We start from the raw sequence: 12316 nt of genomic DNA on the forward strand, positions 1-12316 counted from the left end.
ACCAATAAGGAGGTAAACGACAATGGCTCTAAAAAAATATAAGCCAATTACTAATGGTCGTCGTAATATGACTTCGTTAGATTTCGCAGAAATTACGAAAACTACGCCAGAAAAGTCATTATTACAACCGCTACCGAAAAAAGCGGGACGAAATAACCAAGGTAAATTGACAGTTCGCCATCATGGTGGAGGACATAAACGTCAATACCGTGTTATTGATTTCAAACGTAATAAAGATGGCATCAACGCTAAAGTTGATTCAATTCAATATGATCCAAACCGTTCAGCAAACATAGCTTTATTAGTTTACGCTGATGGAGAAAAACGCTATATCATCGCTCCAAAAAACCTTAAAGTAGGTCAAGTACTTGAGAGTGGTGAAGAAGCAGATATCAAATTAGGTAATGCATTACCATTACAATTCATTCCAGTAGGTACAGTAGTTCACAACATCGAGTTGAAACCTGGTAAAGGTGGACAAATCGCTCGTTCAGCTGGTGCTAGTGCACAAGTACTTGGTAAAGAAGGAAAATATGTATTAATCAGATTAAGATCTGGTGAAGTACGCATGATTCTTTCAACTTGCCGTGCTACTATTGGTCAAGTTGGTAACATCCAACATGAACTTGTAAACGTTGGTAAAGCAGGACGTTCAAGATGGAAAGGCATTCGCCCTACAGTTCGTGGTTCTGTAATGAACCCTAACGATCACCCACACGGTGGTGGTGAAGGTCGTGCACCTATCGGTAGACCATCTCCAATGTCACCTTGGGGTAAACCTACGCTTGGTAAGAAAACACGTCGTGGTAAAAAATCATCAGACAAACTTATCGTTCGTGGTCGTAAGAAAAAATAAAAATAACTTATTTGCGTGTGCGGCATAATTGCTGCACGCACACAATAAGAAGGGAGGCGCCACTATGGCTCGTAGTATTAAAAAAGGACCTTTCGCTGACGATCATCTAAAGAAAAAAGTTGAAGCGCAAAGCGGAAGCGAGAAAAAACAAGTAATCAAAACTTGGTCACGTCGTTCAACTATTTTCCCTGATTTCATCGGACATACATTCGCTGTATATGATGGTCGTAAACATGTTCCAGTATTCGTTACTGAAGATATGGTTGGTCATAAATTAGGAGAATTTGCTCCGACACGTACATTTAAAGGTCACGTAGCAGATGACAAAAAAACTAGAAGATAATTCTAACAGGTAGAGGAGGAACTCTGAATGGAAGCAAAAGCGGTTGCTAAAACAATAAGAATCGCACCTCGTAAAGTTAGATTAGTATTAGATCTAATTAGAGGCAAAAGCGCTGGTGAAGCGATTGCGATTTTAAAATTAAAAAACAAAGCTTCATCACCAGTAGTTGAAAAATTACTAATGTCCGCTCTAGCAAATGCTGAACATAACTATGACATGAACACTGATGAATTAATAGTTAAAGAAGCTTATGCAAATGAAGGACCAACATTAAAACGTTTCCGTCCACGTGCACAAGGTCGTGCAAGTGCGATAAACAAACGTACAAGCCACATTACAATCGTCGTAAGTGACGGTAAAGAAGAAGCTAAAGAAGCTTAATCATTTTTTAAGGAGGGAACACTGTGGGTCAAAAAATTAATCCAATCGGACTTCGTGTTGGTGTAATCCGTGATTGGGAAGCTAAATGGTATGCAGAAAAAGACTTCGCATCACTATTACACGAAGATTTAAAAATCCGTAAGTTTATTGATAACGCATTAAATGAAGCATCAGTTTCTCACGTTGACATTGAACGTGCTGCTAATCGTATCAACATCGCTATTCATACTGGTAAGCCAGGTATGGTAATTGGTAAAGGCGGTTCAGAAATTGAAAAATTACGTAACAAATTAAATACATTAACAAGTAAAAAAGTACACATCAATGTAATTGAAATCAAAAAAGTTGATTTAGATGCTAAACTTGTTGCAGAAAATATTGCACGTCAATTAGAAAACCGTGCATCATTCCGTCGTGTACAAAAACAAGCTATTACAAGAGCTATGAAGATTGGTGCTAAAGGTATCAAAACTCAAGTTTCAGGTCGTTTAGGCGGAGCTGACATCGCTCGTGCTGAGCAATATTCAGAAGGAACTGTTCCACTTCATACACTACGTGCTGACATTAGTTATGCACATGCAGAAGCTGACACAACTTATGGTAAATTAGGTGTCAAAGTATGGATCTATCGTGGAGAAGTTCTTCCTACTAAGAACACTAGTGAAGGAGGAAAATAATAATGTTACTACCAAAACGTGTAAAATATCGTCGTCAACATCGTCCTAAAACAACTGGTCGTTCTAAAGGCGGTAACTATGTAACATTTGGTGAGTATGGTTTACAAGCTACTACAACATCTTGGATCACATCTCGTCAAATCGAATCAGCTCGTATTGCAATGACACGTTTCATGAAGCGTGGCGGGAAAGTTTGGATTAAAATCTTCCCACATACACCTTACACTAAAAAACCTCTAGAAGTACGTATGGGTGCTGGTAAAGGTGCCGTTGAAGGCTGGATTGCTGTAGCAAAACCAGGTAGAATTTTATTTGAAATCGCAGGCGTTGATGAAGAAACAGCGCGCGAAGCATTACGTTTAGCAAGCCACAAACTTCCAGTGAAAACTAAGTTTGTAAAACGTGAAGAATTGGGTGGTGAAACAAATGAAAGCTAAGGAAATTAGAGACTTAACCACTTCAGAGATAGAAGAACAAATTAAATCTTCTAAAGAAGAGCTTTTTAACCTACGCTTTCAGTTAGCTACAGGTCAATTAGAAGAGACTGCACGTATTCGCACAGTAAGAAAAACGATTGCACGTCTAAAAACTGTTGCTCGTGAAAGAGAAATTGAACAAGGTAAAGCTAATCAATAATTAATTGAAAGAGGAGGTTACAAAAGTGAGCGAAAGAAATGATCGTAAAGTTTATGTAGGTAGAGTCGTTTCCGATAAAATGGACAAAACTGTAACTGTACTTGTTGAAACATACAAAACGCACAAATTATATGGTAAACGAGTAAAATACTCTAAAAAATACAAAACTCATGATGAAAACAACTCAGCTAAATTAGGGGACACAGTTAAGATTCAAGAAACACGTCCTTTATCAGCAACTAAACGTTTCCGTTTGGTAGAAATTGTTGAAGAATCAGTAATTATTTAATAAATAGTGAAGATAAAGGAGGTTTAACTCATGATCCAACAAGAAACACGTTTGAAAGTAGCAGATAACTCTGGTGCACGTGAAGTTCTTACAATCAAAGTATTAGGTGGATCTGGTCGTAAAACAGCTAATATTGGTGACGTTATCGTAGTAAGTGTTAAAAATGCTACACCAGGTGGCGTTGTCAAAAAAGGTGAAGTAGTTAAAGCTGTTGTCGTACGTACTAAATCAGGCGTACGTCGTAACGATGGTTCATACATCAAATTTGATGAAAATGCATGTGTCATTATTCGTGACGACAAAGGCCCACGCGGTACTCGTATCTTTGGACCAGTTGCTCGTGAATTACGTGAAGGCAACTTCATGAAAATTGTATCATTAGCTCCAGAAGTACTTTAATAATCATTTATAAATATATAAATTTAAGGAGGTGCCACACATGCATATCAAAAAAGGTGACAACGTAAAAGTTATCGCAGGTAAAGACAAAGGTAAAGAAGGTAAAGTTGTTTCAACTGAACCTAAAAAAGACCGTGTCGTTGTGGAAGGTGTCAATTTTATTAAAAAGCACCAAAAACCAACTCAATTTAATCCTGAAGGTGGAATCTTAGAAACAGAGGCAGCAATCCATGTTTCTAACGTACAATTATTAGACCCTAAAACGAATGAACCAACTCGTGTTGGATATAAATTCGAAGATGGTAAAAAAGTTCGTATCGCTAAAAAATCAGGCGAAGAAATCAAATCTAATAATTAATAACTAATTGAAAGGAGGATCCACTGTGAACCGTTTAAAAGAAAAATACAACACTGAAGTTACTCAAAACTTAGTTAAACAATTTGACTATAATTCAGTAATGGAAGTACCAAAAATAGAAAAAATAGTTGTGAATATGGGTGTTGGTGACGCTGTTCAAAACACTAAAGTATTAGATGATGCTGTTGAAGAATTACAAGCTATCACTGGACAAAAACCATTAGTAACAAAAGCTAAAAAATCAGTAGCTACATTCCGTTTACGTGAAGGTATGCCAATTGGTGCGAAAGTAACACTTCGCGGAGAAAGAATGTATGACTTCATCGATAAATTAATCTCAGTTTCACTACCACGTGTACGTGATTTCCGCGGTGTATCAAAATCTGCATTCGACGGTAGAGGTAACTACACTTTAGGTGTTAAAGAACAATTAATTTTCCCAGAAATCGATTATGACCGAGTAAGTAAAATACGAGGAATGGATATCGTTATCGTAACAACTGCTAACACTGACGAGGAAGCTCGTGAATTGTTAACACAATTCGGTATGCCATTTCAAAAATAATCTCTAAAGGAGGCTAATTAAGTGGCTAAAACTTCAATGGTTGCTAAGCAACAAAAAAAACAAAAGTTCCAAGTACGTGAATACACTCGTTGTGAACGCTGTGGTCGTCCACATTCTGTATATCGTAAATTTAAATTATGCCGTATTTGTTTCCGTGAATTAGCTTATAAAGGCCAAATCCCTGGCGTACGTAAAGCTAGCTGGTAATACAAAAAAGTCTGAAAGGAGGCAACAATCAATGACAATCAACGATCCAATTGCAGATATGCTAACTCGTGTAAGAAACGCAAACATGGTGCGTCACGATAAATTAGAATTACCTGCTTCAAACATTAAAAAAGAAATTGCTGAAATTTTAAAAAGTGAAGGTTTCATTAAAAACGTAGAATTTGTTGAAGACGATAAACAAGGGGTAATCCGTTTATTCCTTAAATATGGTCAAAACAATGAACGTGTTATCACTGGATTAAAACGTATCTCTAAACCAGGTTTACGTGTTTATGCAAAAGCTAACGAAGTACCTAAAGTACTTAACGGTTTAGGAATTGCATTAGTATCTACTTCAGAAGGTGTTATCACTGATAAAGAAGCTAGAAAACGTAATGTCGGTGGAGAAATTTTAGGATACGTTTGGTAATAATAAATAAGGAGGTGCGATAACATGAGTCGTGTTGGTAAAAAAATTATTGACATTCCTAGTGACGTAACAGTAAGTGTAGACAAACATACAATAACTGTTAAAGGTCCTAAAGGTGAATTATCTAGAACATTTAATGAAAGAATGACATATAAACAAGATGAAAGTACTATTGAAGTTGTAAGACCAACTGATTCTAAAGATGATAGAACAGTACATGGTACAACTCGTGCTTTACTCAACAATATGATACAAGGTGTTTCAAAAGGATACCAAAAAACGCTTGAACTTGTTGGTGTTGGTTACCGTGCTCAAATGCAAGGTAATGACTTAATCTTAAACGTTGGTTACTCTCATCCAGTTGAAATTAAAGCTGATGACGGTATCACTTTCTCAGTTGAGAAAAACACAACAGTAACAGTAGCTGGTATTTCTAAAGAACAAGTTGGAGGAATCGCTTCTAACATCCGTTCAGTAAGACCTCCAGAACCTTATAAAGGTAAAGGAATTCGTTACCAAGGTGAACACGTTCGCCGTAAAGAAGGTAAAACTGGTAAATAATAAATAACTTTCAGAAGAAAGGAGTAATAAAATGATCAGCAAAATTGATAAAAATAAAGTGCGTTTAAAAAGACATGCACGTGTCCGTACTAAGTTATCTGGCACAGCTGAAAAACCACGCTTAAACATCTATCGTTCAAACAAGCATATCTATGCACAAGTTATCGATGATATTAATGGCAAAACATTAGCTCAAGCTTCTACACAAGAAACTGAATTAGCTAGTGAAACAGGTTCAAAAGTTGAATTGTCAGCAAAAGTCGGCGAAACAGTAGCTAAAAGAGCTAACGAAAAAGGCGTTAAAGCAATCGTATTTGACCGTGGAGGATATTTATACCATGGCCGTGTTAAAGCCTTGGCAGATGCAGCTCGTGAAAATGGTTTAGAATTTTAATTTAAAGGAGGGACATTTACATGGCTCGTAGAGAAGAAGAAGCGAAAGAATTTGAAGAACGCGTTGTTACAATTAACCGTGTCGCAAAAGTTGTAAAAGGTGGTCGTCGTTTCCGTTTCACTGCTTTAGTAGTAGTTGGAGATAGAAATGGTCGCGTTGGATTCGGTACTGGTAAAGCTCAAGAGGTACCTGAAGCAATCAAAAAAGCTGTTGAAGCAGCTAAAAAAGATCTAGTCGTAGTTCCACGTGTTGAAGGTACTACTCCTCACACAATCACTGGACGTTTCAGTTCAGGTAGCGTATTTATGAAACCAGCTGCACCTGGTACAGGTGTTATCGCAGGTGGCCCTGTTCGTGCCGTATTAGAATTAGCAGGTATCACAGATATCTTAAGTAAATCATTAGGTTCAAATACACCAATCAACATGGTTCGTGCAACACTTAATGGATTAAAAAACCTTAAAAATGCTGAAGAAGTTGCTAAATTACGCGGCAAATCAGTAGAAGAATTATACAATTAAGGAGGGAAAATAAGTTATGGCTAAATTACAAATTACCCTCAGTCGTAGTGTTATAGGTCGTCCAGAAACACAACGTAAAACTGTTGAAGCTTTAGGTTTGAAAAAAACAAATTCTTCAGTAGTTGTTGAAGATAACCCAGCTATTCGCGGGCAAATCAACAAAGTAAGTCACTTAGTGACAGTAGAAGAAAAATAATTATAAGGAGGTGCCGAAATGAAATTACATGAGTTAAAACCGGCAGAAGGTTCTCGTAAAGTTCGTAACCGCGTTGGACGTGGTGCAGCTACTGGTAACGGTAAAACTAGTGGTCGTGGACAAAAAGGTCAAAAAGCTCGTTCAGGTGGTAGTGTAAGACCAGGCTTCGAAGGTGGTCAATTACCATTATTCCGTCGCTTGCCAAAACGAGGTTTTACTAACATCAACCGTAAAGAATATGCTATTGTTAACTTAGACCAACTTAATAAATTTGAGGATGGTACTGAAGTAACTCCTGCTTTATTAGTAGAATCTGGTGTAGTGAAGAGTGAAAAATCTGGTATTAAAGTACTAGGTAATGGCTCACTTGACAAAAAGTTATCAGTGAAAGCTCACAAATTCTCTGCATCTGCAGCAGAAGCTATTGATGCTAAAGGTGGAGCACACGAGGTGATCTAATGGTAGAAACGCTTGTGAACTTCTTTAAAACTAAAGAAGTTCGGAACAAGATCTTTTTTACTCTCGCAATGTTAGTTATTTTTAAGATAGGTACTTATATTCCAGCGCCTGGGGTGAACCCAGCTGCCTTTGACAGTCAACAAGGTTCTCAAGGTGTCACTGATTTGTTAAACACATTTGGTGGCGGAGCCTTGAAGAACTTTTCTATCTTTGCCATGGGTATAATGCCTTATATAACTGCATCCATAGTTATGCAGTTATTACAAATGGATATTATTCCGAAGTTTACAGAGTGGGCAAAACAAGGTGATGCAGGTAGAAAAAAACTTAATAACGTAACGCGTTATTTTGCAATTATTCTTGCATTTATCCAATCAATTGGTATGGCTTTCCAATTTAATAATTATCTGAAAGGGCAGTTGATCATGGATCAATCGATTTTCAGTTATTTATTAATTGCGGTTGTTTTAACAGCTGGAACAGCATTCTTAATTTGGTTAGGTGAACAAATCACTCAGTTTGGTGTTGGTAATGGTATTTCAATAATTATCTTTGCAGGCATTTTGTCTTCATTACCTTCATCCTTAATTCAATTCTATCAACAAGCGTTTGTAGGGCAAGATGATGTCACTATGGCGTGGTTGAAAGTACTTGGATTAATTGTTGGAATGATATTATTAACTATTGGAGCAATTTACGTATTACAAGCTGTTCGTAAAATTCCAATTCAATATGCCAAGAAACAATCAACACAGCGATTAGGTTCACAAGCAACGTATTTACCTTTGAAAGTTAACTCTGCAGGGGTTATCCCAGTTATCTTTTCAATGGCGTTCTTCTTGTTACCAAGAACATTAACATTGTTCTTCCCTGACGCTAGTTGGGCGCAAAAGATTTCAGATGTTGCAAATCCATCGAATAATATCGGTATGATCGTATACGTAGTACTGATTATTGCTTTCGCATATTTCTATGCATTTGTGCAAGTTAATCCTGAAAAGATGGCAGATAACCTTAAGAAACAAGGAAGTTATGTTCCGGGCATTAGACCTGGCGAGCAAACAAAAAAATATATTACTAGAGTACTCTATCGTTTAACATTTGTTGGATCAATATTCTTAGCTGTAATTGCGATTCTTCCAATTATTGCAACTAAAGTAATGAGCTTGCCTCAATCGATTCAAGTAGGTGGTACTAGCTTACTAATCGTAATTGGTGTTGCAATTGAAACGATGAAGAGTCTTGAGGCTCAAGTGAGTCAAAAAGACTATAGAGGCTTTGGTGGTAGATAAATTGTAGGAGGGCACTTATGAATATCATTTTAATGGGTTTACCTGGAGCAGGTAAAGGAACTCAAGCGAGTGAAATTGTAAAGAAATTCCCAATTCCACACATATCTACTGGCGACATGTTCAGAAAAGCGATTAAAGATGAAACTGATTTAGGCAAAGAAGCTAAATCATACATGGATCGTGGAGAATTAGTCCCTGATGAAGTTACTGTGGGTATCGTTAAAGAAAGAATTTCTGAAGACGATGCGAAAAAAGGATTCTTATTAGATGGTTTTCCTCGTACTATTGAACAAGCTGAAGCATTAAGTGAAATCATGCAAGAATTAGATAGAAAAATTGATGCTGTTATCAATATAGAGGTACCTGAAGAAGAATTAATGAACCGCCTTACTGGTCGTAGAATCTGTGAAAAATGCGGAACTACTTATCATCTTGTATTCAATCCTCCAAAAGTTGATGGTATTTGTGATCTTGACGGTGGTAAATTATATCAACGTGAAGACGACAATCCAGAAACAGTTGCTAATCGTTTAAACGTCAATGTTAAACAATCTAAACCTATCTTGGAATTCTATGATAATAAACAAGTATTAAATAACATTGATGGTTCTAGAGATATTAAAGTCGTTACTGAAGACGTTATTAGTATCTTAGAAGACTTAAAATAAAATCAACTTTGTACGGTCTATGTAATGCTAACAAGTATAATTGAATAAGAGTGACAATGCGATTAAGTAATTCATTTTAATTTTGTTAAACTTATTAACAACACTTATAGACTCGTATGGTTAGAGTTGATTGTCGACGATAACCAACTATTGCAAGAAGGGGGAAGTTAATAAATGGCTAAACAAGATGTAATTGAATTAGAAGGTACTGTATTAGATACTTTACCAAATGCAATGTTTAAAGTAGAATTAGAAAATGGTCATGAGATTTTAGCTCACGTTAGTGGTAAAATCAGAATGAATTATATTCGTATTCTACCTGGCGACAAAGTAACAGTAGAAATGTCTCCGTATGACTTAACACGCGGCAGAATTACTTATCGTTATAAATAGTTGTCACTCCATAATATAGGGAGGTATTAAAATGAAAGTAAGACCATCAGTAAAACCAATTTGCGAAAAATGTAAAGTCATTAAACGTAAAGGTAAAGTAATGGTAATTTGTAGCAATCCTAAGCATAAACAAAGACAAGGCTAAAAAAGAGAGGTGTAAATAATTATGGCACGTATTGCAGGAGTAGATATCCCACGTGAAAAACGTATTGTTATTTCATTAACATATGTATATGGTATCGGTACAACTACAGCAAACAAAATTGCTGAAGAAGCAAATGTATCACCAGAAACTCGCGTTAAAGATTTAACAGATGATGAATTAGGTCGTATCCGTGAAGTAGTGGACAGCTATAAAGTAGAAGGTGACTTACGTCGTGAGCAAAACTTAAACATTAAACGTTTAATGGAAATCTCATCATACCGTGGTATCCGTCACCGTCGTGGCTTACCAGTACGCGGACAAAAGACTAAAAACAATGCTCGTACTCGTAAAGGCCCAGTTAAAACTGTAGCTAACAAGAAAAAATAATAGGTAAAGGAGGCAAAATTTAAATGGCACGTAAACAAGTATCTCGTAAACGTAGAGTGAAAAAGAATATTGAAAATGGTGTGGCACACATCCGTTCAACATTCAACAATACAATCGTAACAATCACTGATGAATTCGGTAATGCTTTATCATGGTCATCAGCAGGTGCACTTGGATTTAGAGGATCAAAAAAATCAACACCATTTGCAGCACAAATGGCAGCAGAAACTGCTTCAAAAACAGCTATGGAACATGGCTTGAAAACTGTTGAAGTAACTGTAAAAGGTCCTGGTCCTGGTCGTGAATCAGCTATCCGTGCATTACAATCAGCTGGATTAGAAGTAACTGCTATTCGTGACGTTACTCCAGTTCCACATAATGGTTGTCGTCCACCAAAACGTCGTCGCGTATAATTTTATTGTTATTGTCGCAGGTCACTGAGAAATACAGTACAAATCAAGTCGACGTAATCAAGGAGGATATTTGTAAATGATTGAAATCGAAAAACCTAGAATTGAAACAATTGAAATTAGTGATGATGCTAAATTCGGTAAGTTCGTTGTTGAACCACTAGAACGTGGCTACGGTACTACACTAGGAAACTCCTTACGTCGTATCCTACTATCTTCATTACCAGGTGCAGCCGTTAAGTACATTGAAATCGAAGGCGTTTTACACGAATTCTCAGCTATAGATAATGTTGTTGAAGATGTTTCTACGATTATTATGAACATCAAAAAATTAGCATTAAAAATCTATTCTGAAGAAGACAAAACTTTAGAAATCGATGTTAAAGATGAAGGCGAAGTAACTGCGAGTGACATTACTCATGATAGTGATGTAGAGATTTTAAATCCTGAGATTAAAATCGCAACAGTTTCAAAAGGTGGACATTTAAAAATCCGTCTAGTTGCCAATAAGGGTAGAGGTTACGCATTAGCAGAACAAAATAATACTAGTGATTTACCAATTGGTGTAATTCCAGTGGATTCACTTTATTCACCTGTTGAACGTGTTAACTATACAGTAGAAAACACGCGCGTAGGTCAAAGTAGTGATTTTGATAAATTAACTTTGGATGTTTGGACTAATGGTTCTATTACGCCACAAGAATCTGTTTCATTAGCTGCAAAAATCTTAACTGAACACTTGAACATCTTCGTTGGATTAACTGATGAAGCTCAAAATGCTGAAATCATGATTGAAAAAGAAGAAGATCAAAAAGAAAAAGTACTTGAAATGTCAATTGAAGAATTAGACTTATCTGTCCGTTCTTACAATTGTTTAAAACGCGCAGGTATCAACTCTGTTCAAGAATTAGCTGATAAATCAGAAGCAGATATGATGAAAGTGCGTAATTTAGGTCGTAAATCTTTAGAAGAAGTTAAATATAAACTTGAAGACTTAGGTTTAGGCTTAAGAAAAGAAGATTAATATAAAGGAGGTTAACTCATGGGTTACAGAAAATTAGGTCGTACTTCTGATCAACGTAAAGCTATGTTACGCGATTTAGCTACTTCACTTATCGTTAGTGAGCGTGTTGAAACTACAGAAGCTCGTGCAAAAGAATTACGTAGTGTTGTTGAAAAATTAATCACTTTAGGTAAAAAAGGAGATTTAGCTTCACGTCGTCAAGCTGCTAAAACTTTACGTAATGTAGAAATCTTAAATGAAGATGAAACGATTCAAACTGCACTACAAAAATTATTCGGTGAAATTGCTGAACGTTATACAGAACGTCAAGGCGGTTACACTCGTATTCTTAAAGTAGGTCCTCGTCGCGGCGACGGTGCTGAATCAGTTATTATCGAATTAGTTTAATTTAAATATGCGTACTACTATATATAAAGCAAATGAGTGCAATGATAATGTTTGCCACATACAAATATTGTCTAGCTCAGAGTGCCCCATCAACTAAATAAACTTTAAAGCGTGAACTCAAAAACAATGATGGGGTGCGCGCTTTTTTATTTTTAGTCCCCCTTGACGCTTAAGCGCTTAGGGGGACTTATGCAATTGCAAAGCAATGGCGAACCAATGAAGCCTTGACGCTTAAGCGCTTAGGGGGACTTATGCAATTGCAAAGCAATGGCGAACCAATGAAGCCTTGACGCTTAAGCGCTTAGGGGGACTTATGCAATTGCAAAGCAATAGCGAAC

The 12316-nt window shown here is 36.6% G+C and carries 25 protein-coding genes; all 25 read left to right on the plus strand.

Going from position 1 to position 12316, the window contains the following annotated elements:
- Window positions 1-22 precede the first annotated feature (22 nt).
- The 25 genes from rplB to rplQ all read left to right on the plus strand — a co-directional run bounded on the left by rplB (window position 23) and on the right by rplQ (window position 11978).
- The gene (gene rplB, locus QMO72_RS03500; protein ID WP_046835669.1) at window positions 23-856 is read left to right on the plus strand and encodes a 50S ribosomal protein L2; all 834 of its coding nucleotides are present in this window, start codon (window positions 23-25) and stop codon (window positions 854-856) included.
- Window positions 857-920: 64 nt separating this feature from the next.
- Window positions 921-1199 (plus strand): 30S ribosomal protein S19, encoded by a 279-nt coding sequence (rpsS, locus tag QMO72_RS03505; protein WP_046835668.1) that lies wholly within the window; start codon window positions 921-923, stop codon window positions 1197-1199.
- Window positions 1200-1226: 27 nt separating this feature from the next.
- Window positions 1227-1580 (plus strand): 50S ribosomal protein L22, encoded by a 354-nt coding sequence (gene rplV, locus QMO72_RS03510; RefSeq protein WP_002482617.1) that lies wholly within the window; start codon window positions 1227-1229, stop codon window positions 1578-1580.
- Window positions 1581-1603: 23 nt separating this feature from the next.
- Window positions 1604-2257 (plus strand): 30S ribosomal protein S3, encoded by a 654-nt coding sequence (rpsC, locus tag QMO72_RS03515; protein WP_046835667.1) that lies wholly within the window; start codon window positions 1604-1606, stop codon window positions 2255-2257.
- A gap of 2 nt (window positions 2258-2259) precedes the next feature.
- Window positions 2260-2694, plus strand: a complete 435-nt coding sequence (rplP, locus tag QMO72_RS03520; protein WP_046835666.1) for a 50S ribosomal protein L16 — start codon at window positions 2260-2262, stop codon at window positions 2692-2694.
- Window positions 2684-2893 (plus strand): 50S ribosomal protein L29, encoded by a 210-nt coding sequence (gene rpmC / locus QMO72_RS03525; protein WP_002482620.1) that lies wholly within the window; start codon window positions 2684-2686, stop codon window positions 2891-2893. Before rplP ends, rpmC begins: the two co-directional genes overlap by 11 nt.
- 25 nt (window positions 2894-2918) lie before the next feature.
- Entirely contained in the window at window positions 2919-3182 is a 264-nt protein-coding gene (gene rpsQ / locus QMO72_RS03530) for a 30S ribosomal protein S17 (RefSeq protein WP_046835665.1), read from the plus strand.
- Between the two features lie 30 nt (window positions 3183-3212).
- A complete protein-coding gene (gene rplN / locus QMO72_RS03535; protein WP_002482622.1) occupies window positions 3213-3581 on the plus strand; it encodes a 50S ribosomal protein L14 in 369 nt (122 codons plus the stop codon).
- Window positions 3582-3621: 40 nt separating this feature from the next.
- On the plus strand, window positions 3622-3939 hold the full coding sequence (gene rplX / locus QMO72_RS03540; RefSeq protein WP_046835664.1) for a 50S ribosomal protein L24: 318 nt from the start codon (window positions 3622-3624) through the stop codon (window positions 3937-3939).
- Between the two features lie 25 nt (window positions 3940-3964).
- Window positions 3965-4504 carry a 50S ribosomal protein L5 gene (gene rplE / locus QMO72_RS03545; RefSeq protein ID WP_069822791.1) on the plus strand — a complete coding sequence of 180 codons (540 nt, stop codon included), beginning with the start codon at window positions 3965-3967 and terminating at the stop codon, window positions 4502-4504.
- Between the two features lie 21 nt (window positions 4505-4525).
- Complete coding sequence (locus QMO72_RS03550; protein WP_002482625.1) at window positions 4526-4711, plus strand: type Z 30S ribosomal protein S14; 186 nt, start codon at window positions 4526-4528, stop codon at window positions 4709-4711.
- A gap of 31 nt (window positions 4712-4742) precedes the next feature.
- The gene (gene rpsH / locus QMO72_RS03555) at window positions 4743-5141 is read left to right on the plus strand and encodes a 30S ribosomal protein S8 (protein WP_046835662.1); all 399 of its coding nucleotides are present in this window, start codon (window positions 4743-4745) and stop codon (window positions 5139-5141) included.
- A gap of 24 nt (window positions 5142-5165) precedes the next feature.
- On the plus strand, window positions 5166-5702 hold the full coding sequence (rplF, locus tag QMO72_RS03560; protein WP_069822790.1) for a 50S ribosomal protein L6: 537 nt from the start codon (window positions 5166-5168) through the stop codon (window positions 5700-5702).
- Window positions 5703-5733: 31 nt separating this feature from the next.
- The gene (gene rplR / locus QMO72_RS03565; RefSeq protein WP_103266463.1) at window positions 5734-6096 is read left to right on the plus strand and encodes a 50S ribosomal protein L18; all 363 of its coding nucleotides are present in this window, start codon (window positions 5734-5736) and stop codon (window positions 6094-6096) included.
- A gap of 20 nt (window positions 6097-6116) precedes the next feature.
- Entirely contained in the window at window positions 6117-6617 is a 501-nt protein-coding gene (rpsE, locus tag QMO72_RS03570) for a 30S ribosomal protein S5 (RefSeq protein WP_069822788.1), read from the plus strand.
- A 16-nt stretch (window positions 6618-6633) separates the two neighbouring features.
- On the plus strand, window positions 6634-6813 hold the full coding sequence (gene rpmD / locus QMO72_RS03575; protein WP_046835658.1) for a 50S ribosomal protein L30: 180 nt from the start codon (window positions 6634-6636) through the stop codon (window positions 6811-6813).
- Between the two features lie 18 nt (window positions 6814-6831).
- Window positions 6832-7272: a 50S ribosomal protein L15 gene (gene rplO / locus QMO72_RS03580; protein WP_046835657.1), complete on the plus strand. Its 441-nt coding sequence runs from the start codon at window positions 6832-6834 to the stop codon at window positions 7270-7272.
- Complete coding sequence (gene secY / locus QMO72_RS03585) at window positions 7272-8564, plus strand: preprotein translocase subunit SecY (protein WP_103266464.1); 1293 nt, start codon at window positions 7272-7274, stop codon at window positions 8562-8564. Before rplO ends, secY begins: the two co-directional genes overlap by 1 nt.
- 17 nt (window positions 8565-8581) lie before the next feature.
- On the plus strand, window positions 8582-9232 hold the full coding sequence (locus QMO72_RS03590) for an adenylate kinase (protein ID WP_046835655.1): 651 nt from the start codon (window positions 8582-8584) through the stop codon (window positions 9230-9232).
- A 174-nt stretch (window positions 9233-9406) separates the two neighbouring features.
- Window positions 9407-9625: a translation initiation factor IF-1 gene (gene infA, locus QMO72_RS03595; protein ID WP_001118443.1), complete on the plus strand. Its 219-nt coding sequence runs from the start codon at window positions 9407-9409 to the stop codon at window positions 9623-9625.
- 31 nt (window positions 9626-9656) lie between these two features.
- Entirely contained in the window at window positions 9657-9770 is a 114-nt protein-coding gene (rpmJ, locus tag QMO72_RS03600) for a 50S ribosomal protein L36 (RefSeq protein ID WP_002482634.1), read from the plus strand.
- Between the two features lie 21 nt (window positions 9771-9791).
- Window positions 9792-10157: a 30S ribosomal protein S13 gene (gene rpsM / locus QMO72_RS03605; RefSeq protein ID WP_029378523.1), complete on the plus strand. Its 366-nt coding sequence runs from the start codon at window positions 9792-9794 to the stop codon at window positions 10155-10157.
- 23 nt (window positions 10158-10180) lie between these two features.
- Window positions 10181-10570 (plus strand): 30S ribosomal protein S11, encoded by a 390-nt coding sequence (gene rpsK, locus QMO72_RS03610; protein ID WP_046835654.1) that lies wholly within the window; start codon window positions 10181-10183, stop codon window positions 10568-10570.
- Window positions 10571-10646: 76 nt separating this feature from the next.
- Window positions 10647-11591, plus strand: coding sequence for a DNA-directed RNA polymerase subunit alpha (locus QMO72_RS03615; RefSeq protein ID WP_046835653.1), 945 nt, complete (start codon window positions 10647-10649; stop codon window positions 11589-11591).
- A gap of 18 nt (window positions 11592-11609) precedes the next feature.
- Complete coding sequence (gene rplQ / locus QMO72_RS03620; protein WP_046835652.1) at window positions 11610-11978, plus strand: 50S ribosomal protein L17; 369 nt, start codon at window positions 11610-11612, stop codon at window positions 11976-11978.
- Window positions 11979-12316 lie beyond the last annotated feature (338 nt).

Source organism: Staphylococcus casei (genome assembly GCF_030294405.1).
Taxonomy (GTDB): domain Bacteria; phylum Bacillota; class Bacilli; order Staphylococcales; family Staphylococcaceae; genus Staphylococcus; species Staphylococcus succinus.

What these genes read in the sequence shown, in the direction of transcription:
- rplB (WP_046835669.1), top strand. Translation starts at nt 23, where the DNA reads ATGGCTCTAAAAAAATATAAGCCAATTACTAATGGTCGTCGTAATATG.
- rpsS (WP_046835668.1), top strand. Translation starts at nt 921, where the DNA reads ATGGCTCGTAGTATTAAAAAAGGACCTTTCGCTGACGATCATCTAAAG.
- rplV (WP_002482617.1), top strand. Translation starts at nt 1,227, where the DNA reads ATGGAAGCAAAAGCGGTTGCTAAAACAATAAGAATCGCACCTCGTAAA.
- rplP (WP_046835666.1), top strand. Translation starts at nt 2,260, where the DNA reads ATGTTACTACCAAAACGTGTAAAATATCGTCGTCAACATCGTCCTAAA.
- rpmC (WP_002482620.1), top strand. Translation starts at nt 2,684, where the DNA reads ATGAAAGCTAAGGAAATTAGAGACTTAACCACTTCAGAGATAGAAGAA.
- rplN (WP_002482622.1), top strand. Translation starts at nt 3,213, where the DNA reads ATGATCCAACAAGAAACACGTTTGAAAGTAGCAGATAACTCTGGTGCA.
- rplX (WP_046835664.1), top strand. Translation starts at nt 3,622, where the DNA reads ATGCATATCAAAAAAGGTGACAACGTAAAAGTTATCGCAGGTAAAGAC.
- rpsH (WP_046835662.1), top strand. Translation starts at nt 4,743, where the DNA reads ATGACAATCAACGATCCAATTGCAGATATGCTAACTCGTGTAAGAAAC.
- rplF (WP_069822790.1), top strand. Translation starts at nt 5,166, where the DNA reads ATGAGTCGTGTTGGTAAAAAAATTATTGACATTCCTAGTGACGTAACA.
- rplR (WP_103266463.1), top strand. Translation starts at nt 5,734, where the DNA reads ATGATCAGCAAAATTGATAAAAATAAAGTGCGTTTAAAAAGACATGCA.
- rpsE (WP_069822788.1), top strand. Translation starts at nt 6,117, where the DNA reads ATGGCTCGTAGAGAAGAAGAAGCGAAAGAATTTGAAGAACGCGTTGTT.
- rpmD (WP_046835658.1), top strand. Translation starts at nt 6,634, where the DNA reads ATGGCTAAATTACAAATTACCCTCAGTCGTAGTGTTATAGGTCGTCCA.
- rplO (WP_046835657.1), top strand. Translation starts at nt 6,832, where the DNA reads ATGAAATTACATGAGTTAAAACCGGCAGAAGGTTCTCGTAAAGTTCGT.
- secY (WP_103266464.1), top strand. Translation starts at nt 7,272, where the DNA reads ATGGTAGAAACGCTTGTGAACTTCTTTAAAACTAAAGAAGTTCGGAAC.
- QMO72_RS03590 (WP_046835655.1), top strand. Translation starts at nt 8,582, where the DNA reads ATGAATATCATTTTAATGGGTTTACCTGGAGCAGGTAAAGGAACTCAA.
- infA (WP_001118443.1), top strand. Translation starts at nt 9,407, where the DNA reads ATGGCTAAACAAGATGTAATTGAATTAGAAGGTACTGTATTAGATACT.
- rpmJ (WP_002482634.1), top strand. Translation starts at nt 9,657, where the DNA reads ATGAAAGTAAGACCATCAGTAAAACCAATTTGCGAAAAATGTAAAGTC.
- rpsM (WP_029378523.1), top strand. Translation starts at nt 9,792, where the DNA reads ATGGCACGTATTGCAGGAGTAGATATCCCACGTGAAAAACGTATTGTT.
- rpsK (WP_046835654.1), top strand. Translation starts at nt 10,181, where the DNA reads ATGGCACGTAAACAAGTATCTCGTAAACGTAGAGTGAAAAAGAATATT.
- QMO72_RS03615 (WP_046835653.1), top strand. Translation starts at nt 10,647, where the DNA reads ATGATTGAAATCGAAAAACCTAGAATTGAAACAATTGAAATTAGTGAT.
- rplQ (WP_046835652.1), top strand. Translation starts at nt 11,610, where the DNA reads ATGGGTTACAGAAAATTAGGTCGTACTTCTGATCAACGTAAAGCTATG.